Raw genomic sequence first — 19206 nt, forward strand, 5'->3', positions numbered from 1 at the left:
ACGCTCGCGCCATAGCTAATTCACGGGGGTGAGTCATGGCTTCAATTGGCTTTGTCGTTCCGGTCCTGCCCGGCAAGGAGCAAGCGGACCGCGAATGGATGGACGCGATGGACGGTGCGCGGCGGGAGGAGTACCGATCCGCGTGGCGCGGCGCCGGTGTGACCCGGCACTCGGTCTGGCAGCAGCAGACCGAGGATGGGACCGTGGATGTCGTGTATATCGAGGCCGACGACATATCGGCCGCGCTACAAGACATTTCACGGTCGGACGAGCCATTCCAGCGTTGGTTCCGGGAGCGGGTCCTCGATGTCCATGGCATCGACCTGACATCGCAAACGCCGCCGCAATCCGAGCAGATTCACGACACCAGCTTCTAACCTGAGGTCGTGGCTTCCTGGGACGATGTCGCGCGCATTGTCGGTGAGCTTCCCGAAACGGCGGAACCGTCGCCGCGCAACTGGCGTGTGCGCAAAAAGCTGATCGCGTGGGAAAGACCGCTGCGCAAGGCGGATTACGAGGCGCTCGGCGATGCCGCCCCCGACGGTGATGTTCTGGGCGCGCGGGTGCCCGACGAAGGCGTGAAGTTCGCGTTGATCGCCGACGATCCAGCCGTGTACTTCACCACGCCGCACTTCGACGGGTATCCCGCGGTGCTGGTCCGGCTGGCCGAGATCGGCGTGCCGGAACTCGAAGAATTGATCACCGAGGCGTGGCTCGCGCAGGCGCCCAAAACATTGGTGAAGGCGTTCCTGCAGAACAGCGGCTAGTGACCTGCCGAACGAGGATGATCTGCAGGTATGCGTGCGACAGATCCCACTTTTTACCGCAGCCCGGGTGCTGCTGTCGCGGCGGTGCCCGAGCAACTCGCTTACGTTGCCGCATTCGATCCGGCCGGCGTCAAGAAAGACGCGCTTGCGGTGGTCGATTGCGACCCGAACTCCCCGACACACGGCCAGGTGGTCGGCTGGTCGGACCTGCCCACTGCCGGCAACGAACTGCACCACTTCGGCTGGAACGCCTGCTCCAGCGCGCTGTGTCATGAAGGGCATTCCAGTCACCTGGAGCGCCGCTATCTCGTCGTCCCCGGCATTCGATCGTCGAACACCTACGTGCTCGACACCAAGCCAGATCCGCGAAACCCCTTGGTAACGCATACCATTGAGGCTGGCGAGCTAGCAGCCAAGGCCGGCTACTCGCGGCCTCACACGGTGCATTGCGGCCCCGGCGGCATCTTCATGTCGGCGCTCGGTGGCGCCAATGGCGAGGACGGTCCCGGCGGTGTCGCGCTGCTCGACCACGACACGTTCGAGGTGATCGGGCCGTGGGAGGCCGACCATGGACCGCAATTCTTCGCCTATGACTTCTGGTGGCACCTTCGCTACGACACCGTGGTGACGTCGGAGTGGGCGACACCGTCGATGATCGAAGACGGGCTCAGGCCAGAGGACCTGCTTGGCAGAAAGTTCGGCCACCACCTGAACTTCTGGAGCCTGTCGGAGCGCAAACTGATCCAGCGTGTTGACCTCGGCGACGAGCACCAGATGGTGCTCGAACTTCGCCCGGCTCACGACCCGTCGAAGTCTTACGGCTTCGTTGGCGTGGTGATCAGCGTCGAGGATCTGTCGGCCTCGATCTGGCTGTGGCACAAGGACGAGGGCTACCAATGGTCAGTCGAGAAGGTCATCACTATTCCGGCCGAACCCGCAGACGCCGACGACCTGCCTCCCGCGCTCAAGCCGTTCGGCGCCGTGCCGCCGCTGGTGTCCGACATCGACCTGTCGGTCGACGATCGGTGGCTGTACGTATCATGCTGGGGCACAGGCGAACTCAAGCAGTTCGACGTCAGCGATCCGTTCCACCCGCGTGAGACGGCTTCGGTTCGGCTCGGCGGTGTGGTGCGGCGTCAACCGCACCCGGCGCAACCCGACGTGCAGCTCGCCGGTGGGCCGCAGATGATCGAGATCAGCCGCGACGGCCGACGGGTGTACGCAACCAACTCGCTGTACGCGTCGTGGGACGAGGTCTTCTACCCCAACGGGGTCGGTGCGTGGATGGCCAAGCTGGACGCCGATGTCGACGCCGGCGGGCTCGCTCCCGACGCGGGCTTCTTCCCGCATGGCGACGACTTTCGCGGGCTGCGGGTGCACCAAACCCGGCTGCAGGGCGGCGACGCGTCCAGCGATTCCTATTGCTTTACCGACTAGATTTGCGCCGAAACGGTATTCCAGCAGACGGTTACTCGAACGTCTTCTGCGCCGTTACATTGTCGTCGCGGGGAAGCCAACTAGCCCTTGCTGATCCGGACGGCCAGCTCGTCGGGGGGCACGCGATGGCCGTCAGAGCAGCGGATCTCGACTGTGGCCTCCGCGCCGCAATCCTTGTGCGCCAACCGCAGTGAAGCGTTGTACGGCAGATGTCGTCGCCCCCACTCGAACATCCCCCAGATGACCGGCATGAAGTCCAGCCCCGCATCGGTGAGCACGTATTCGTCGCGGCTTCGCTGGCCCGGCTCCTGGTAGGGCCGACGCGTGAGCAGCCCGGCGTCGACGAGTTCGGACAGGCGCGCGGACGCGGCGGCCTTGGTAATGCCGACGCGCCGCCAGAAGTCCTCGAACCTGGTGGTGCCGTAGTAGGCCTCACGCATAATCAGCATCGCCGACTTGGTCCCCAGCAGGGCCATGGTCTTTTCGATCGGGCACTGGCCCACCGCCGACCAGGCGTCCCGGTCGGCCAGCCTGCCCTGGAGCACTGTCATGGAATTCACTCTCCTCCTGGGTTGTTGCCAGTATACCCAGGTGGTATAGCTGGGTATGGAGAACATCACTCAGCGTCGAGTTACAGGAGGCAGGAATGGCCGGATATGCGGGCCGGGACGCGGTCATCGTTTCAGCGGTACGCACGCCGATCGGAAAGGGCAAGGCCAGCGGCGCGCTGCACGACGTCCTGCCCGTCGACCTGCTGGCGCACAGCCTGCGCGAGCTGGTCAGCCGGACCGGGATCGATCCCGTCCAGATCGACGACGTCATCACCGGCGCGGTGACCCAGGTGGGAGACCAGGCCGCCAACATCGCACGCAACGCACTACTCGGTGCCGGCTTCCCAGAAAGCGTTCCCGGCACCACCGTTGACCGCCAGTGCGGCAGCAGCCAGCAGGCGATTCACTTCGCCGCGCAGGGCGTGATCTCGGGTGCCTACGACATCGCCGTCGCGGCAGGCGTCGAATCGATGTCTCGGGTGCCTATGGGTTCGAGCGTGTTGCCAGGAAGCGACCCGTTCGGTGCGATGGCGCAGCGCTATCCCGAAGGCCTTGTCCCGCAAGGCATCAGCGCCGAACTGATTGCCGCCAAGTGGGGATTCTCGCGACAGCAGCTCGACGAGTTCTCCGCGGGCAGCCACGAGAAGGCCGCGGCCGCAACCAAAGAGGGCCGATTCGACAACGAGCTGATCCCGATCAACGGCTTGACCACCGACGAGATCATCCGCCCCGGTACGACGGTGGAAACGCTCGCGGGACTCAAGCCTGCGTTCTACGACCCCTCTTATGGGGCACGCTTCCCGCAGATCAAGTGGGAGATCACACCGGGCAACTCCTCGCCGCTGTCCGACGGCAGCGCGGCGGTGTTGATCACTACCAGCGAGGTGGCTGCGCGGCTGGGCCTGCGTCCGCTGGCCCGGATCCACACCACGACCGTCGTCGGCTCCGATCCGCTGTACATGCTGACCGGTGTCATCCCGGCGACCGAAAAGGTCTTGCAGCGGGCCGGTTTGACGCTTGCCGACATCGACCTGTTCGAGGTCAACGAGGCGTTCGCACCTGTGGTGATGGCGTGGGCGCACGACACCGGAGCGGATCTGGCCAAGACCAACGTCAACGGCGGGGCGCTCGCGATCGGGCACCCGTTAGGCGCCAGCGGCGCGCGGCTCATGACGACCCTGGTCAACGCACTCGAGCAGCGCGGTGGCCGCTACGGGCTGCAGACCATGTGTGAGGCCGGTGGCATGGCGAACGCCACCATCATCGAGCGGCTGTAAGGCCGCGAAACAGAAGCCAGGGTCGCGATCCGGTGCCTTTCGCGACCCTGGCTTCTGTTTGGGCTAGGCCTTCTGCAGCTCGAACAGCGGGATGACCCTGCTCGTCTTGGCCTGGTATTCACCGAAACCCGGCGCCAGGGCGACGACCTTCGGATATACCGCGTCGCGCTCGTCGCGTGGCAGTTCGCGGGCCACGACGTCGTAGGCATCGGTGCCCACTTCTATGCGCGCCCGCGGATTGGCCCGCAGGTTGTGCACCCAGTCGGGATTGTTGTCCGCGCCCGCCTTGGAGCCGATGATGATCATCTTCTGATCAATGGTCAGGTACGCCAGCGGTGCGAGACGTGGCTGGCCCGATTTGGCGCCGGTGGAGGTCAGCAGTAGCAGAGTGGCGCCTTCGAACGGGCCGCCCACCTTGCCGCCGTTGGTGCGGAACTCCTCGACGATGTTCTGGTTGAACGCCTTCATGGTGTCGGCGTCGGGTACTTCGGTCATCTCTCGACTCCTGCGGTCATGACCCTTCAATCTTTTCCGGCTTGGCGTCTATTCCCGATTCCTTGCGCTGCTGCGGCGTGATCGCTGAGGGCGCACCGGTCAACGGGTCGACACCGCCGCCGGACTTCGGGAACGCGATCACTTCCCTGATCGAATCGGTACCGGCGAGCAGTGCGGTGATCCGGTCCCAACCGAACGCGATGCCGCCGTGCGGCGGTGCGCCAAAGGTGAACGCCTCCAACAGGAACCCGAACTTGTCCTGCGCTTCGTCGTGGCTGATTCCCATCATCGCGAAGACCCGCTCCTGCACGTCGCGGCGGTGGATACGGATGGAGCCGCCACCGATTTCGTTGCCGTTGCAGACGATGTCGTAAGCGTTGGCGAGCGCCGCGCCTGGGTCTGTGTCGAATGTGGCCTCCGACTCGGGCTTCGGTGCGGTGAACGCGTGGTGCACGGCTGTCCACGCCCCTGAGCCGACCGCGACATCGCCGTGTGCGGCGGCCTCGTCGGCTGACTCGAACAGCGGCCAGTCGACGATCCAGGTGAATGCCCACGCATCCGGGTCGATCAGGTTGAGCCGCTTGGCGATCTCGATACGGACCGCGCCCAATAGTGCCCGCGCCGTCTTGGCCGGGCCCGCGGAGAAGAAGATGCAGTCCCCCGGTTGGGCGCCGACATGCGCGGCAAGGCCGTCGCGTTCGGTGTCGGACAGGTTCTTGGCGACCGGACCACTGAGCGTCCCGTCGTCACCCACCAATACGTAGGCCAGCCCGCGGTGGCCACGCTGCTTGGCGAACTCCTGCCACCCGTCGAGGGTGCGCCGCGGCTGCGACGCGCCGCCCGCCATGACGACGGCACCCACATGCGGCGCTTGGAAGACCCGAAATGTGGTGTCCGAGAAGTACTCTGTGCACTCCACCAGTTCGACGCCGAACCGCAGATCGGGTTTGTCGGAGCCGAATCTGCGCATCGCCTCGGTATACGTCATCCGCGGGATCGGGGTCGGCAGGTCGTAGCCGACCAGCGCCCACAGCGCCTTGAGGATCTCCTCGGACACCGTCATCACATCGTCGGAGTCGACGAAGCTCATCTCCATGTCGAGCTGCGTGAACTCCGGCTGACGGTCCGCGCGAAAGTCTTCATCGCGGTAACAGCGGGCGATTTGGTAGTAGCGCTCCATGCCGGCGACCATCAGCAGCTGCTTGAACAGCTGCGGGCTCTGTGGCAGGGCGTAGAAGTTGCCGGGCTGCAGGCGCGCGGGAATCAGGAAGTCGCGGGCGCCTTCGGGCGTCGACCGCGTCATCGTCGGGGTTTCGATCTCGACGAAGTCGTGGCGGGCCAGCACGTCGCGGGCGGCGGCGTTGACCTTGGAGCGCAGGCGAATCGCCGCTCCCGGCCCCTCGCGGCGCAGATCGAGGTAGCGGTATTTGAGCCGGGCCTCCTCACCCGCCTGCTCGTCGAGCTGGAAAGGCAGCGGCGCGCTCTCCCCCAGCACTGTCAGCGAGACGGCATTGACTTCGATCTCCCCCGTCGGGATCTCGACGTTGGCGTTGCCTTCCGGCCTGATCTCGACGACGCCGTCGACGGCGATGCAGAACTCGGCGCGCAGCCGGTGGGCCGCCTCAAGCACGTCGGCGTCGCGGAACACCACCTGCGACACCCCCGATGCGTCGCGCAGGTCGATGAAGATGACGCCGCCGTGGTCGCGGCGACGCGCCACCCAGCCGGCGAGCGTGACCTTCTGCCCGGCATCGGTGGGCCGCAACGAACCGGCGGCATGACTGCGCAGCACAAAAACTCCTTGTGAATGGCCTGAGGAGAGGACTGCCACAGTGTAGTGGGGACCCCCTGCCAGTATCTTTGGCGTTCGTGGATCAGCGCTTGCGCGAAGACCATCGCCCGCGCACCAACACGGCGGTCATCGGGCCGGGCGCTATCGGGTCGACGGTCGCGGCCTTCCTTCACGCGGCGAGCCACCGGGTGACGATGTGCGGACATACGCCGCCGCGACGACGTGGCCGACCTGGCGCGCCGCTACCTGACCGAATGTCTGGCGGTCGCCCGGGCCGACGACGCCCACCTCGGCGACGGGGTGGTCGACGAAATCATCGGCCTGTTGGCCAACTCACCGCCGGACATCACGACGTCCATGCTGACCGACCGGGAGGCAAATCGGCGCCTCGAGTGAGACATCCGCAACGGCGTCATCACGCGCAAGGCGGCCGAGCACGGGCTGTCCACGCCGATCAGCGACGTGCTGGTGCCGTTATTGGCGGCGGCCAGCGACGGTCCTGGTTAAGATTCCGGCCCGTGCCTGATCTGTACCCGTGCGAGCGCGTCGGCCTGGAACTCATCAACACCGCGCGGTTCCGCTCGACCAACTCCGTGGACTTGGCCATCACACCTGCGCAACTGTGGCAGGTCCTCGAGGAAGCGGAGTCCTGGCCGCTCTGGTCACCGTTGACCCGTATGACCTGGACCAGCCCGGCGCCATTTCGGCTCGGCAGCACCCGCGCTATCGAGATGCGCAACGGCGGCGCCGCCCTCGAAGAGGTCATCGCGTGGCAACCTCACAGCCACATGGCTTTCCGTATGAACAAGAGCTCCTTTGCGAGGGAGCGTGCATCGGTCGAGGAGCACCGGATCGAGCCGACTCCGCAGGGTTGCCGGCTGACCTGGACGCTCGCGCACGACCCGCAAAACCCGCCGTTACTGGCCAGGATCATCGCAAAACGCGTGATGACTTCCAAATATCGCGAGTACTTGGCCAAGCTGCGCCAGTACACCGACCAGCGCTTCGGCATGACGATCTAGTAGGCCAGACACCGACGTCTACTGTGTATGGTCATGCACTCCTGCGAGCGCGTCGGCCTGGACTTCATCGGCGGCGCACCGTTCCGATTCGTCAGCACCGTCGACCTCGCGATCACACCCGAGCAGCTATTCGAGGTGCTGGCCGACGCTGAGTCCTGGCCCCAATGGGCGACGGTGATCACCAAGGTGACGTGGACCAGTCCCGAACCCCGCGGCGTAGGCACCACGAGGACGGTTCACATGCGCGGCGGCATCGTCGGCGATGAGGAGTTCCTGGCCTGGGAGCCGTTCACGCACATGGCTTTTCGGTTCAACGAAGCGTCCACCGGCAGCATCGCCGCGTTCGCGGAGGATTATCGTGTGCTCCCCACCGCCGGCGGCTGCCACCTGACCTGGGTGATGGCGATGAAGCCAAACGGCGTTGCGGCACGCCTGGGCATGTCACTGGGTCGGCCGGTGATGGCCCGGATGTTCCAGAAGTTCCTCTACAACCTGCGCGACTACAGCGACAAGCGGTACGCCGCGGCTAGCTAGCCGCGAAACGTACGTTTTGTAGCGCCCTTCTCGCACTTTTTCTACAAAACGTACGGTTCGGCACTGCCGGCTAGTAGAGCCCGACCCAGGCCTTACGGCGCGCGGCGTCGGGATCGGAGACCACCGTGTCGCGGGCCGTTTCGATGATGCGAGTGAAGCGACGTTCGGTGTCGTAGACCGGCCAATCGTGCCCGCTGGACCACCGGATCTCTCCGCTCTCCCAGCCCTTTGCGGCGAAGTCCAGCCACGCCCGCTGCATGCGCCGACCGACCGACGGCTGCAGCCGCCGCCCAAGCGGATGCAGTTTGCGGCCGATGAACGACGCGTAGCTGTGCTGGATGTGCACGATTTCGCTGCCATGGGTGGCGCCGAGCCCGAGCACCCGCAGGCTCCAACCGAAGTGGTCGAAGCGGTACATGTGGGTCGGCGCGTGGGTGCTGTACGCGTCGGCGAACGCCCAGGCCGGGCCACCGAACATGACATCGGAGCCGAACGCGACCAGCGCGCGCCGGCGCGGGTAGTCCGGGTACGCGGCCAGCACCCGTTCCTTGGCGTCCGGCGCGACCCGCTCGAAATAGGCGTTGATGGACGCCGGCGTGGTCGGCAGCATCGGTGGCTTGGTCCAGGCGAACATCGAGGCCTCATGGCTGTTGGTGCCGATGATCAGCGGCACCCGCGCCAGCTCGCCCGCGCGCGCCGCGTCGACGGGATGCTGCGGCAGCAGGTCGACGCCGTAGGTCAGCCCGTAGGCCAGAGTCGGTGTCGTCGCCGAACTCTTCAGCTGCAGCCACCCCGCGGCACGCCGCAGCTGGCGCTGCGGTAGCGCCTTGACCTCCGTCGGGCTGACACCCAGGCGGTGCAGGAAGTCGTGTGCTTGCTTCGCTCGCACCTCACGATCGGCAATGAGCGGCAACGCCGGACTCTGGGCTATCGCCCGGCTGAACAGCCCGTCGGCCTCCGGGCTCGCCAGCAGCGCGAGCACCGACGTCGCACCCGCCGACTCGCCGAACACGGTGACCCGGTCGGCGTCACCGCCGAACGCCGCAATGTTCTCGCGGATCCAGCGAAGTGCGGCCATCTGGTCACGCAGTGCCAGGTTGTCGTCGAATCCGTCGCCAAGGTCGCCGAGCTCGAAACCCCCGAACACCCCGATCCGATAGGTGACGTTGACAACCACCACGTTTCCATTGGCGGCCAGCGGCGACCCGTTGTAGAGCTGAAACTGGCCAGCGCCAAACACGAACGCGCCGCCGGGAATCCACACCATGACCGGCAACGACCCATTGGTGTCGGGCGACCACACCGTCAGCGTCAGACAGGCCTCGTCGCGCACCTTCGGATCGTCGCGGCCACCCCCGACGAACGACTTGCCCTGCGGCGGCAGCGGACCGTGTTCGAGTGCGTCGCGCACACCGGTCCACGGTCGCAGCGGGGCAGGCGCCAGGAATCGACGCTCGCCCACCGGCTGCTCGGCGTACGGAATGCCACGCCAGACGCCGACGCCTCCCTCGGTCGTGCCGCGCAGGTCTCCCTGGCCGGTGTGCACGACGGTCGAATGTCCGACAACGAGGGCCACACCGAAATCGTAGTGTGCAAAGCTGATGGCATGACCTTCAACGAGGGCATGCAAATCGATACGAGCACCACGTCGACCAGCGGCGGCGGTCGCGGTCCAGGGCGTGGAATCGCGGTCGGCGGTGGCGTCGGTGGGTTGCTCATCCTCGTGGTGGCGCTGTTTCTCGGCGTCGACCCGAGCACGGTGATCCCCCAAGAACAGCAGATCGGCACCGAGGGCGTCGAAGCACCTGGATTCGATCTGAGCCAGTGCAAGACCGGCGCGGACGCCAATCGGATCGTGCAATGCCGCGTGGTGGCGACCGCCAACTCGGTCGACGGTGTCTGGGAGCAGTTGATGCCCGACTACACCCGCCCGCACGTCCGGATCTTCACCGGCCAGGTGGACACCGGCTGTGGTCCGGCGACCAGTGACGTCGGACCGTTCTACTGCCCCGCCGATCAGACCGCCTACTTCGACACCGACTTCTTCCAGGTGCTCGTCGACCAGTTCGGTTCCAGCGGTGGGCCATTGGCCCAGGAGTATGTGGTGGCGCACGAGTTCGGACACCACGTGCAGGACCTCAAAGGTGTGCTGGGCAAGGCGCAGGGCCCAGGCGCCCAGGGCGCGCAGGGCGGCGGTGTGCGCGTCGAGCTGCAGGCTGACTGCTACGCAGGCGTGTGGGCGCACTACGCGGCCATCACCAAACAGGAGAGCACCGGCGTACCGTTCCTGGAGCCGTTGAGCGACAAGGACATTGCCGACGCGCTTTCGGCCGCTGCGTCCGTCGGTGACGACCGAATCCAAGAGGCCGCCACCGGGCGCGTCAACCCGGAAGCGTGGACGCATGGATCCGCCGAGCAGCGGCAGAAGTGGTTCACCGTGGGCTATCAGACCGGCGATCCGAACAAGTGCGACACGTTCGCCACCAACAACCTTGGGTAGGCAAACCACGGCCGTCGACGACGCAGCCGAACGCTATCTGGAGACGGTCGCCGCGTTAGATCCCTGCGCAGCAACGGAATTAGGCATCATCGGTCACGATGACGACATCACCGACTACTCGCCCGATGGCGTGGCGGCCCGTGTCGAAGCGGCGGGTGCGGCGTTGCGCGACCTTGATGCTGTCGAAGCGGAAGACGACGTGGACGCCGTCACCGTCGCGGCGATGCGCGAACGGCTGGGCGTCCTCGTTGAACTGCATGCAGCGGGACTCGACGTCGGCGACCTGAACGTGATCGCCTCACCGTTGCAGACCATGCGCGACGTATTCGACCTGATGGCCACCGACACCGACGAGGATTGGGCGGTGATAAGCCGGCGGCTGTCCCGACTACCCGACCGTGTCGCCGGGTACGCCGAGGCATTGCGGGTCGCAGCGACTGGTGGGCATCCGCCGGCGATGCGCCAGGTCGCCAGAGGCATCGAGCAGGCCGCAGGAATCCAGCACCTGTTCGTCGACATGGTCGCCGATGCCGCACCGGGGAACACGGCGTTGCACGAAGAGCTTCAATTGCATGCCGCCAACGCCGCCCAGGCTTACGCCGAGCTGGCCAGGGTGCTTGGCGACGATATCGCGCCATACGCGCGTCAGGACGACGCGTTCGGCCGCGATGCCTACCGGCTGCTCTCCCGCAGCTTTCTCGGCACCACGGTCGACCTCGACGAGACCTACGAGTGGGGCCTGCGTCAGTTGGAAAGCATTGTGGCCGAACAGGAATCCATCGCGAGTCGGCTGTATCCCGGTTCGTCGGTCGCCGAAGCGCTGCGCAGGCTCAACGACGAGGACCGTTACGTCGTGCACGGCGTCGACGCGCTGCAGTCGTGGATGCAGGAACTGTCCGATCGGGCAGTGGAGTCCCTGGCCGACACGCACTTCGACATTGCCGCGCCGCTGCGCCGGCTGGAATGCCGGATCGCGCCCACACATACCGGTGGCATTTACTACACAGGCCCGTCGGAGGATCTCACCCGTCCTGGGCGGATGTGGTGGTCTGTTCCGCATGGCGTGGACACGTTCCACACCTGGCAGGAAACGACGACGGTGTATCACGAAGGGGTGCCCGGCCATCATCTGCAGATCGGGCGGGCGGTGGTGCTTGCCGATCAGCTGAACCGGTGGCGCCGGCTGGGCTGCTGGGTATCAGGCCACGGCGAGGGCTGGGCGCTGTACGCCGAGCGGTTGATGGCCGAACTGGGCTGGCTCGACGACGCGGGCAATCGGATGGGAATGCTCGACGCGCAACGTTTCCGGGCCGCGCGGGTGGTCATCGACATCGGCGTACATTGCGGGCTGACGGCACCCGACGGCGACGCGTGGGACGCCCAGAAGGCATGGGTGTTCCTGCAGTCCCACAGCGCAATGACCGAAGAGCACCTGCGGTTCGAACTGGACCGCTACCTGGGCTGGCCGGGCCAGGCGCCGTCGTACGCAATCGGGCAGCGAATCTGGCAGCAGTTGCGCGACGAAGCGCTGGGTCGCGGGTGGTCGTTGAAGGAATTCCACAGTCGCGCACTTGATCTGGGCGGGCTGCCGCTGGGCGTGCTGAAGTCCGCGCTGTCGGGTGATTTCGCCACCAGCTGATTCGCTTTGATCGCGTGTTGTTCACCGGTGACACCATCGCCAACGTCGGCACCGTCATGCTCGGCACGTTCAACCAGGACCGCGACCGCACGGTGGCTTCGTTTCGGCGGCTGGCCGCCCTCGACGTCGAGACAGCGTGCTTCGGGCACGGCGAGCCCATAGCATCGGGGGCAGGACCCCGAATCCGGGAGGTAGCGGAGCAGCTGTGAACTCTGAGCACATCGAACCCGACACCAAGGACTGGACGTGGGTGCTCTCGCGAGCGTGCGGAGAGTGTGGTTTCGATCCGACCTCGGTGCACTACACCGAGGTGGCCGGCCACATTCGTCGTGACGCCGCCGATTGGGTCAGCAGACTTGGTGATGCCGGCGTCGCCCTGCGTCGCCGGCCCGGGGTGTGGTCAACGTTGGAGTACGGCTGTCACGTGCGCGACGTGCACCGCATCTTCAATCACCGGGTGCAGCTGATGCTCACCGAGGACGAACCGCGGTTCCCCAACTGGGATCAGGACGAGACAGCGCTCGCCGACGATTACGCCTCACAGGATCCTGGCACCGTTGCTCGCGAACTGTTCGACGCCGCGGACGTGGTGGCCGATACGTATGCGAATGTGCCGCCTCACGCATGGTCGCGAAGGGGCCTGCGAAGCAACGGCAGTGAGTTCACCGTCGCATCGATCTCGGTATATCACCTGCACGACGTCGTCCACCACGCCCACGACGTCCAACGCGGCTGACCTATTGACCACATTGAACACATGTCGATAATGTGTTCAAATGCGCGGCGAAGAGCGGTCGGTATCGCCGACCCTGTTGGCGGCCACCACCGAAACGCTGCGCCGGCTGGGCCCGCGCCAGTTCAGCCTCACCGCCGTCGCCGAGGCGGCCGGCGTATCCCGCGGGACCGTCCATAACGCACTGGGCAGCCGCGACCGTGCCATCAAGACCGCTCTCGACCATCTCGCGTCGGCGTTCATCGAAACCATGGCTGCCGAAGTCGACACGCAGGCCACCCTGGCCGAGCAGGTAGCGGCCGCGGCGGTCGTCGTGTGCGCACACCGGCAGCATTCGGACTCGGTTGCGCCTCGGGGCATCAACGAAAGCATCCTGGTGCTGCTGCTGCGAAATATCGGCGACGACTTGATGAAGCGCTCGATCGAGTTGTGGAAGCCGCGGGTGCGGGCGGCCCAGCAGCGTGGAGAAGTCGCCGACAGCGTGGACCCCGGCCGGGCGAGTGAATGGATAGTGCGAATGTTGTTGAGTTTCGAGCTGTTACCCCCGATCGGGGTGAACCTGAACAGTCCACGCGCGGTGCGGCGGTTCGTGTCAGAACACATCGTCGCCGGACTGAGCGGAGCGTCTCGTGGCTGAGCCCATGTACGAGGTGGCCATCATCGGCGCCGGCCCCGGCGGAATCGCCGTGGGGCGTCTGCTGCGCAAGAAAGGCATCACCGACTTCGTCATCCTGGAACGCGCCGACGACTTCGGCGGCACGTGGCGGGACAACCACTATCCCGGCCTGGCCGTCGACATCCCGTCGCTGTGGTATCAGCTGTCGTTCGCCCCGAATCCCAACTGGAGCCGGCTCTTTGCACCCGGCCCCGAGCTGTACAACTACTTCCGCGACACCGCACGCGGGCTCGGTCTCTACGAGCATCTGCAGTCGAATTCTGAAGTGGTGCAACAACAGTGGGATGGCCGCGCCGGCATGTGGCGCCTGCAGATCCGTGGCCAAGAGCCGGTCACCGCACGCTTCCTGATCAGCTCGGTTGGCGGCTACGTCAACGCCAAGAACACTATCGACATCGAAGGGGTCGACGACTTCGAAGGCACCATCCTGCGACCCAACGCGTGGGATGACGGCTACGACACCCGCGGCAAGCGCATCGCGGTCATCGGAACGGGATCCAGCGGCGTGCAAATCGCCGCAGCCCTCTCGGCGCAAGCCAAGACTCTCGATGTCTACCAGCGCACCCCGGGTTGGGTGCTGCCGAAGATCGACTTCGAGTTCTCCCCGGCGGCGCGCAGGGTGTTGCGCCTGCCGGGTTTCATCACCGCGGTCAACGTGCTCGGGCGGACCGCGATGGACGCCTTCATGGTGATGCCCATCGTGCATCTGCTCTCGCGGCTGCCGGAGAACGTGCTGGTGCGTGTCCTGCCGCTCTACGACAAGTGGTCACGGCTGCTGTACCGCCTCCTGCTCCGGGCCACGGTCGACGATCCCGCTTACCGACGGGCGCTCGTGCCCCGCATCGGTATCCTCGCCAAGCGCCCCGTCATCTCGAGCGCGTTTTTCAAGGCGCTGAACAACCCGAACACCGCCCTGATCACCACCCCGATCGACCGGATCACCCGCAACGGGGTGCGCACCACCGACGGCGTCGAACGCGAGGCCGATCTGATCGTCGCGGCAACCGGCTACGAGCTGTGGACCGATCCGCAGACTTACCGGCCCGGAACCATCTTGGGCGCAGCGGGTTTCGACCTTGCCGAGTACTACCGCGCGCACGGGCTACGCAGCTATGCCGGCACCGCCCATCCACGGCTACCCAACCGGTGGGAGATCGTCGGGCCGACCGGCTTCGTCGGCTTTGCGTGGATGGACTACGACGAGACGATGGCCGAGCACGCGGTACGCATGATCGACGAGACACGCAGGCGCGGCGCCCAGGTCGTCGAGGTCAGCCACGACGCGTTCAACCGCTGGAACGAGCGGATGCGCAGGCACGGCAAGGCGGTTCAGACCTACATCGCCGAATGCAATCGCGGAATGAACAGCTACTTCGTCAACTCACATGACGAGGTTGTGTACTACCGACCCCAAACCATCACCGGGTCAAGGCGATTCGCGCGTCGGTCGCCTCTATCGGACTACGAGTTCTCCACGCGGGCGGCTGATGTGCTGTCCGCTCCACTTCCGAAGGAGCTGCCCGCATGACGAATCCCGACGCCCCGCTGGCCGGTAAGGTCGCCTTCGTCACGGGCGCCGCGCGGGGTCAGGGACGCTCACACTGCATCCGGCTGGCCCGCGCCGGGGCCGATATCGTCGCGATCGATGCCTGCGGGCCCGTCGCTGAGCACAACGGTTATCCGCCTGCTAGCCCCGAAGACCTTGCCGAGACGGTGAGCCTGGTCGAGGGAGAGGGACGCAAGATTCTCGCCGACCGAGTCGACGTCCGCGACGCCGCCGGGCTGCTGCGCGTGGTAGCCGACGCGCTGGAACAGTTCGGTCGTATCGACATCGTCGTCGCCAACGCCGGTGTGCTGAATTGGGGTCGGCTGTGGGAGATCTCGGCACAGCAGTGGCAGGACATTCTCGATGTCAACCTCACCGGGCTGTGGAACACCATCAAGGCGGTGGTGCCACCGATGATCGAGGCCGGAAACGGCGGATCGATCATCACCATCAGCTCGGCGGCCGGAATCAAGGCTGTTCCGGGCTGCGGCCACTACTGCGCAAGCAAATTCGGAGTCGTCGGGCTGACAAACTCGCTGGCGGTCGAACTGGGCGAATACGGCATTCGGGTGAACTCGGTGCACCCGTACGGCACCGATACGCCGATGGGTAACGACCTGTCGATGTACAAGGTGTTCCAAGACCACCCGAACTACATCCACAGCTACTCCCCGGGCGCGCTGCCCACAGATTCGCTGGCCGACCCGGATCTCATCTCCGACATCGTCGTCTGGCTGGCCGGTGACGCCTCGTCGTTGGTGACAGCGGCTCAGATCCCCGCGGACAAGGGCTATCTGAAGATCTGACCTGTCGTGAAATTGCGCCGACAGTGGGAAATATGATGCATGCGGCGCGAAATCCGTCATATATCCGACTCTCGCGGCTCGTCTGATTCCGTAATCGTGCTACAACCGCGACTGCTCCTGGATGGCAGTGTCGGTGGTGCGCAGCGGGCGGATCAACGCATCCTGCGCGAAGGACGCGATCAGCTCACCCCCTTCGGTGTGCACTGTGCCGCGAACGTAGGACATCCCGGCGCCCACTTGGGTGCTCTCATGCGAGTAGAGGATCCAACCGTCCCAGCTGACCGGCTCGTGGAAGCTGACCGTGATCGTCATCGGCGCCGTCGAGACGGTGAGATGCGATTGCGCGGTGCCGATGCCGGCGTGTGCCCGCATCGTCGTCGAAATGCCAAGATGCCCAGTGAAATACGCGATCAGCGCCTTGGCGAGGTCGTCGCGGGACGGGATGGGGTCGTAGTGCAACCAGGCATACAGCTCCGGCGGCCCAACCTCGTCGGGGCTGTTGACGTCGACGACGTCGACCAGGCGCAGCTCGCGCCCGATCATCGGCATCTCCGAGACGTTGGCGTCCGCGGGACCAGCGACCTCAGGGCGCGGCAGGTGATGACGGATCACGTCGGCGGTCGGTACGTCGGCCAGCACCGTCGCCGTGATGCACCGCTTGCCGTTCTGCTTGGCCGCGACGATGGCCGTCGCAGTGGACCGCCCTTCACTTACGACGTCGATCTCCAGCTCGACCGGCCCTGCCCCGACCAACACCGCACGCGCGAACACTGCGTACACGGATCGCACCGACTTGTCCGGAAATCGTTTCGCCACAGCCACAATCACTTGGGCGAGGACCTGCGTGCCTTCAACAACCTGCCGATCGTCCTCGCCTGCGGGGCCGGTCGCGGCGATGAAACGGTTCTCACCGTCGGGTTGCACATCGAACAGGTCGAGCAGGCTCTCGACCGACCACTGCGTCTGCGCTGAATCTGTTGTCATGTGAATTGCCTTTACTTGTAACCGATTACTGTGTCTGCAAACTCGGTAAGGGTGTCTGGCGCAGCGAAACCCGCGCGGAGCCCGCTGTCGGCAGCAGCCGCGGCAGGCGGTCGAGCTGATGCGAGGGAATGTTCCACCAATCCGCGTGCTTCCGGACCAACCCCATGGTTTTCTTCCCGGTTCCGCCGAGCACCAACGGAATCCGGTGCGACGGCGCGGGTTTCTGCGCCAACTCCCCGTCGCCCCAGAGGGCCATTGCCTCCCAAATGCTTTGGTCGACGGCCCCCTGCGCTTCGAGATGGTCGATGAACGCGATGCCGTCGAAGCCGCTGGATTGGGCGACGTGCGCGCGCTCGACGATCGCGGGGATGTCCAGCCGCACCTGCGGCAGGAACAGGAACCATTCGGCCATCGAAGGAACAGTAACCGAGCTTCTTCAAAACCGGTAACGTCATTACCAACATGCTGTCATGCGGGAAGGTGTCTCCCATGCCGAAGTCGACCGAGCGAACGCCGGAGGGCGTCAGCGTCGACGCCGAATCCCGCGCCAATCGCTTCATGAAGTCCGCGCTGACCATCCTGGGCGAAACCGGACGCACCGACTTCACGGTGCTCGAGGTGGTTGAGCGCTCGAAGACTTCCCTGCGATCCTTCTACCAGCATTTTTCGACCAAGGACGAGCTCCTACTCGCGCTCATCGAGCGGATCATGACCGAGTCGACGCGCAAGTGGCGCCAGGACACCGAAGGGCTGGACAGCCTGGCCGCGATGCGGGCGCTGATCGACAGGATCTGTACCCCAGCCGAATCCAGCACCCAGGACAGAGTCAACCGCGGGCTGACCGACTACAACGACCATCTTGCTGAAACCCTGCCCCGTGAGTACGCGCGCGTGCTCTCGCCACTGCACGAGCTGATCAAAGACATCATCACCCGCGGGATCGACGAGGGCTCGTTCCGAGCCGAGTTAGACGTCGACGCCACCGCCGCACTGATCATGCAGTCGGCGCTGGGCGCGATGCGGCTGCGCGTTCTGGGCATCGAGCTAAGCGGCGTCCCTGTCGAGGCGGACCACATCTTCGCGTTCTGCATTGGCGGCCTCATCGGCCCGTCGAACAAGGCCTGACCTGCGTGTTGTTTTCGCTGGTCCAGAAGTGGTAACGTCATTACCACTTGCAGCTAACGAGACTTCCAGGAGGCGGAAATGACCCGCAAGCTCCCCTATCCGGTGTTCGACGCCGACAACCACTTCTACGAGCCCAAAGAGGCCCTGACCCAGTTCCTCCCGGACAACCGCAAGGGCGTCATCGATTACATCGACGTCCGCGGGCGCACCAAGATCATGGTCCGCAATGTGGTCAGCGACTACATCCCCAACCCGACGTTCGAGGTGGTAGCCCGGCCCGGCGCCCAGGAGGAGTACTTCCGGCACGGCAGCGGCGGCAAGAGCTTCCGCGAAGTGATGGGCAAGCCCATGAAGGCGATTCCCGCGTTCCGCAACCCCGAGGCACGCCTCGAGGTGATGGACAGCCTCGCCCTGGACTACACCCTGATGTTCCCGACGCTGGCCAGCCTCGTCGAGGAGCGACTCAAGGACGATCCCGACCTGATCCTCGACATCGTCCATGCGCTAAACCAGTGGATGTACGAGACCTGGCAGTTCAACTACGAGGACCGCATCTTCTCCACCCCGGTCATCAACCTGGGCAATGTCGACCGCGCACTCGAGGAACTGGATTGGTGTCTCGAGCGCGGCGCCAAGACCGTCCTCGTCCGGCCGGCGCCGGTGCCCGGGTATCGGGGAACCCGCTCGCTGGGACTGGAAGAGTTCGACCCGTTCTGGGATGCCTGCGTCAAGGCCGGCATCCCGGTGTCGATGCACGCCTCGGACAGCGGGTACTCCGAGTACCTCAACGACTGGGAACCCGGCGACGAGTACAAGCCGTTCGCGCCGACGTCGTTCCGCATGGTCGCGATGGGCAAGCGGCCGATCGAAGACACCATGGCGGCGATGGTCTGCCACGGTGCGCTGACCCGCAACCCGGATCTGCGCATCCTGTCGATCGAGAACGGCGCGGATTGGGTGCCCTATCTGTTCAAACAGTTCAAGAGCGTCTACGCAAAGATGCCCCATGGGTTCCTGGAGGATCCGATCCAGGCGTTCCGGCGTGGCGTCTACGTCGCGCCATTCTGGGAGGACGACTTCACCCAGATGGCCGAGCTGTGCGGCGTCGACCGGGTGATCTTCGGATCAGACTGGCCCCACCCCGAGGGCTTGGCGCAACCGACGCATCTCATCGACGATCTTCAGGGTCTCGACGAAGAGGGGCAGCGCAAGGTCATGGGCGGCAACATGATCGACCTGTTCAAGATCCCGAACGAGGTCGTCCACAAGCCGGGTGTGCCTGCTATGGAGTTCGCCTGATCACAACGGCGTCTATCGTGAAC

Annotated in this window: 20 protein-coding genes and 3 pseudogenes; 17 read left to right on the forward strand and 6 right to left on the reverse strand. The window is 65.3% G+C overall.

Annotated features, from left to right (window positions below):
* Positions 1-35 precede the first annotated feature (35 nt).
* From VFH65_RS16970 to VFH65_RS16980, 3 genes are read left to right on the forward strand one after another with little or no spacing between them, the layout of a single operon-like run.
* A complete protein-coding gene (locus VFH65_RS16970; protein ID WP_353323006.1) occupies positions 36-377 on the forward strand; it encodes a hypothetical protein in 342 nt (113 codons plus the stop codon).
* Positions 378-386: 9 nt separating this feature from the next.
* A complete protein-coding gene (locus VFH65_RS16975; protein WP_353323008.1) occupies positions 387-767 on the forward strand; it encodes an MmcQ/YjbR family DNA-binding protein in 381 nt (126 codons plus the stop codon).
* A 30-nt stretch (positions 768-797) separates the two neighbouring features.
* Positions 798-2204: a selenium-binding family protein gene (locus tag VFH65_RS16980; protein WP_353323010.1), complete on the forward strand. Its 1407-nt coding sequence runs from the start codon at positions 798-800 to the stop codon at positions 2202-2204.
* An 80-nt stretch (positions 2205-2284) separates the two neighbouring features.
* On the opposite strand, the gene VFH65_RS16985 is transcribed toward VFH65_RS16980, so the two are convergent.
* Positions 2285-2755 (reverse strand): winged helix-turn-helix transcriptional regulator, encoded by a 471-nt coding sequence (locus VFH65_RS16985; protein WP_353323012.1) that lies wholly within the window; start codon positions 2753-2755, stop codon positions 2285-2287.
* Between the two features lie 95 nt (positions 2756-2850).
* On the opposite strand from VFH65_RS16985, the gene VFH65_RS16990 reads away from it, so the two are divergent.
* Positions 2851-4032: a thiolase family protein gene (locus tag VFH65_RS16990; protein WP_353323014.1), complete on the forward strand. Its 1182-nt coding sequence runs from the start codon at positions 2851-2853 to the stop codon at positions 4030-4032.
* A gap of 63 nt (positions 4033-4095) precedes the next feature.
* Here the strand turns inward: VFH65_RS16990 and VFH65_RS16995 are convergent, their stop codons facing one another.
* The gene (locus VFH65_RS16995; protein WP_353323016.1) at positions 4096-4527 is read right to left on the reverse strand and encodes a nitroreductase family deazaflavin-dependent oxidoreductase; all 432 of its coding nucleotides are present in this window, start codon (positions 4525-4527) and stop codon (positions 4096-4098) included.
* A gap of 16 nt (positions 4528-4543) precedes the next feature.
* Positions 4544-6319, reverse strand: coding sequence for an aspartate--tRNA ligase (gene aspS / locus VFH65_RS17000; RefSeq protein WP_353323017.1), 1776 nt, complete (start codon positions 6317-6319; stop codon positions 4544-4546).
* Positions 6320-6396: 77 nt separating this feature from the next.
* Between aspS and VFH65_RS17005 the strand changes: the two are divergent.
* From VFH65_RS17005 to VFH65_RS17020, 4 genes and pseudogenes are all read left to right on the forward strand, one after another.
* A pseudogene (locus VFH65_RS17005) lies at positions 6397-6489 on the forward strand (hypothetical protein); the annotation flags it as partial.
* Between the two features lie 22 nt (positions 6490-6511).
* Positions 6512-6826: pseudogene (locus tag VFH65_RS17010) on the forward strand (ketopantoate reductase C-terminal domain-containing protein); the annotation flags it as partial.
* An 11-nt stretch (positions 6827-6837) separates the two neighbouring features.
* Complete coding sequence (locus VFH65_RS17015; RefSeq protein ID WP_353323050.1) at positions 6838-7341, forward strand: SRPBCC family protein; 504 nt, start codon at positions 6838-6840, stop codon at positions 7339-7341.
* A gap of 33 nt (positions 7342-7374) precedes the next feature.
* A complete protein-coding gene (locus VFH65_RS17020; protein WP_414688438.1) occupies positions 7375-7875 on the forward strand; it encodes an SRPBCC family protein in 501 nt (166 codons plus the stop codon).
* Positions 7876-7945: 70 nt separating this feature from the next.
* Here VFH65_RS17020 and VFH65_RS17025 read toward each other — a convergent pair whose 3' ends face one another.
* Positions 7946-9451: a carboxylesterase/lipase family protein gene (locus tag VFH65_RS17025; RefSeq protein ID WP_353323021.1), complete on the reverse strand. Its 1506-nt coding sequence runs from the start codon at positions 9449-9451 to the stop codon at positions 7946-7948.
* Positions 9452-9481: 30 nt separating this feature from the next.
* Between VFH65_RS17025 and ypfJ the strand changes: the two genes are divergently transcribed.
* The 7 genes from ypfJ to VFH65_RS17060 are packed head-to-tail and all read left to right on the forward strand — an operon-like array spanning position 9482 to position 15775.
* Positions 9482-10375 carry a KPN_02809 family neutral zinc metallopeptidase gene (gene ypfJ, locus VFH65_RS17030; RefSeq protein ID WP_353323023.1) on the forward strand — a complete coding sequence of 298 codons (894 nt, stop codon included), beginning with the start codon at positions 9482-9484 and terminating at the stop codon, positions 10373-10375.
* Positions 10368-12014 carry a DUF885 domain-containing protein gene (locus tag VFH65_RS17035; RefSeq protein WP_353323024.1) on the forward strand — a complete coding sequence of 549 codons (1647 nt, stop codon included), beginning with the start codon at positions 10368-10370 and terminating at the stop codon, positions 12012-12014. Before ypfJ ends, VFH65_RS17035 begins: the two co-directional genes overlap by 8 nt.
* A 14-nt stretch (positions 12015-12028) precedes the next feature.
* Entirely contained in the window at positions 12029-12223 is a 195-nt protein-coding gene (locus tag VFH65_RS17040; RefSeq protein ID WP_353323025.1) for an MBL fold metallo-hydrolase, read from the forward strand.
* Positions 12220-12750 carry a DinB family protein gene (locus tag VFH65_RS17045; protein WP_353323027.1) on the forward strand — a complete coding sequence of 177 codons (531 nt, stop codon included), beginning with the start codon at positions 12220-12222 and terminating at the stop codon, positions 12748-12750. The genes VFH65_RS17040 and VFH65_RS17045 overlap by 4 nt, the downstream gene beginning before the upstream one ends.
* 40 nt (positions 12751-12790) lie before the next feature.
* Entirely contained in the window at positions 12791-13384 is a 594-nt protein-coding gene (locus VFH65_RS17050; protein WP_353323028.1) for a TetR/AcrR family transcriptional regulator, read from the forward strand.
* A complete protein-coding gene (locus tag VFH65_RS17055; protein WP_353323029.1) occupies positions 13377-14951 on the forward strand; it encodes a flavin-containing monooxygenase in 1575 nt (524 codons plus the stop codon). Before VFH65_RS17050 ends, VFH65_RS17055 begins: the two co-directional genes overlap by 8 nt.
* Positions 14948-15775 (forward strand): mycofactocin-coupled SDR family oxidoreductase, encoded by an 828-nt coding sequence (locus VFH65_RS17060; protein WP_353323031.1) that lies wholly within the window; start codon positions 14948-14950, stop codon positions 15773-15775. Before VFH65_RS17055 ends, VFH65_RS17060 begins: the two co-directional genes overlap by 4 nt.
* 99 nt (positions 15776-15874) lie before the next feature.
* On the opposite strand, the gene VFH65_RS17065 is transcribed toward VFH65_RS17060, so the two are convergent.
* Positions 15875-16759: an acyl-CoA thioesterase gene (locus tag VFH65_RS17065; RefSeq protein ID WP_353323032.1), complete on the reverse strand. Its 885-nt coding sequence runs from the start codon at positions 16757-16759 to the stop codon at positions 15875-15877.
* A 55-nt stretch (positions 16760-16814) separates the two neighbouring features.
* Positions 16815-17171: pseudogene (locus VFH65_RS17070) on the reverse strand (LLM class flavin-dependent oxidoreductase); the annotation flags it as partial.
* Between the two features lie 77 nt (positions 17172-17248).
* Here VFH65_RS17070 and VFH65_RS17075 point away from each other — a divergent pair.
* A complete protein-coding gene (locus VFH65_RS17075) occupies positions 17249-17884 on the forward strand; it encodes a TetR/AcrR family transcriptional regulator (protein ID WP_353323033.1) in 636 nt (211 codons plus the stop codon).
* Between the two features lie 78 nt (positions 17885-17962).
* Positions 17963-19183 carry an amidohydrolase family protein gene (locus tag VFH65_RS17080; RefSeq protein WP_353323035.1) on the forward strand — a complete coding sequence of 407 codons (1221 nt, stop codon included), beginning with the start codon at positions 17963-17965 and terminating at the stop codon, positions 19181-19183.
* Positions 19184-19206 lie beyond the last annotated feature (23 nt).

Origin of the sequence: Mycobacterium sp., assembly GCF_035697385.1 — a bacterium.
In the GTDB taxonomy this organism is placed as follows: Bacteria; Actinomycetota; Actinomycetes; order Mycobacteriales; family Mycobacteriaceae; genus Mycobacterium.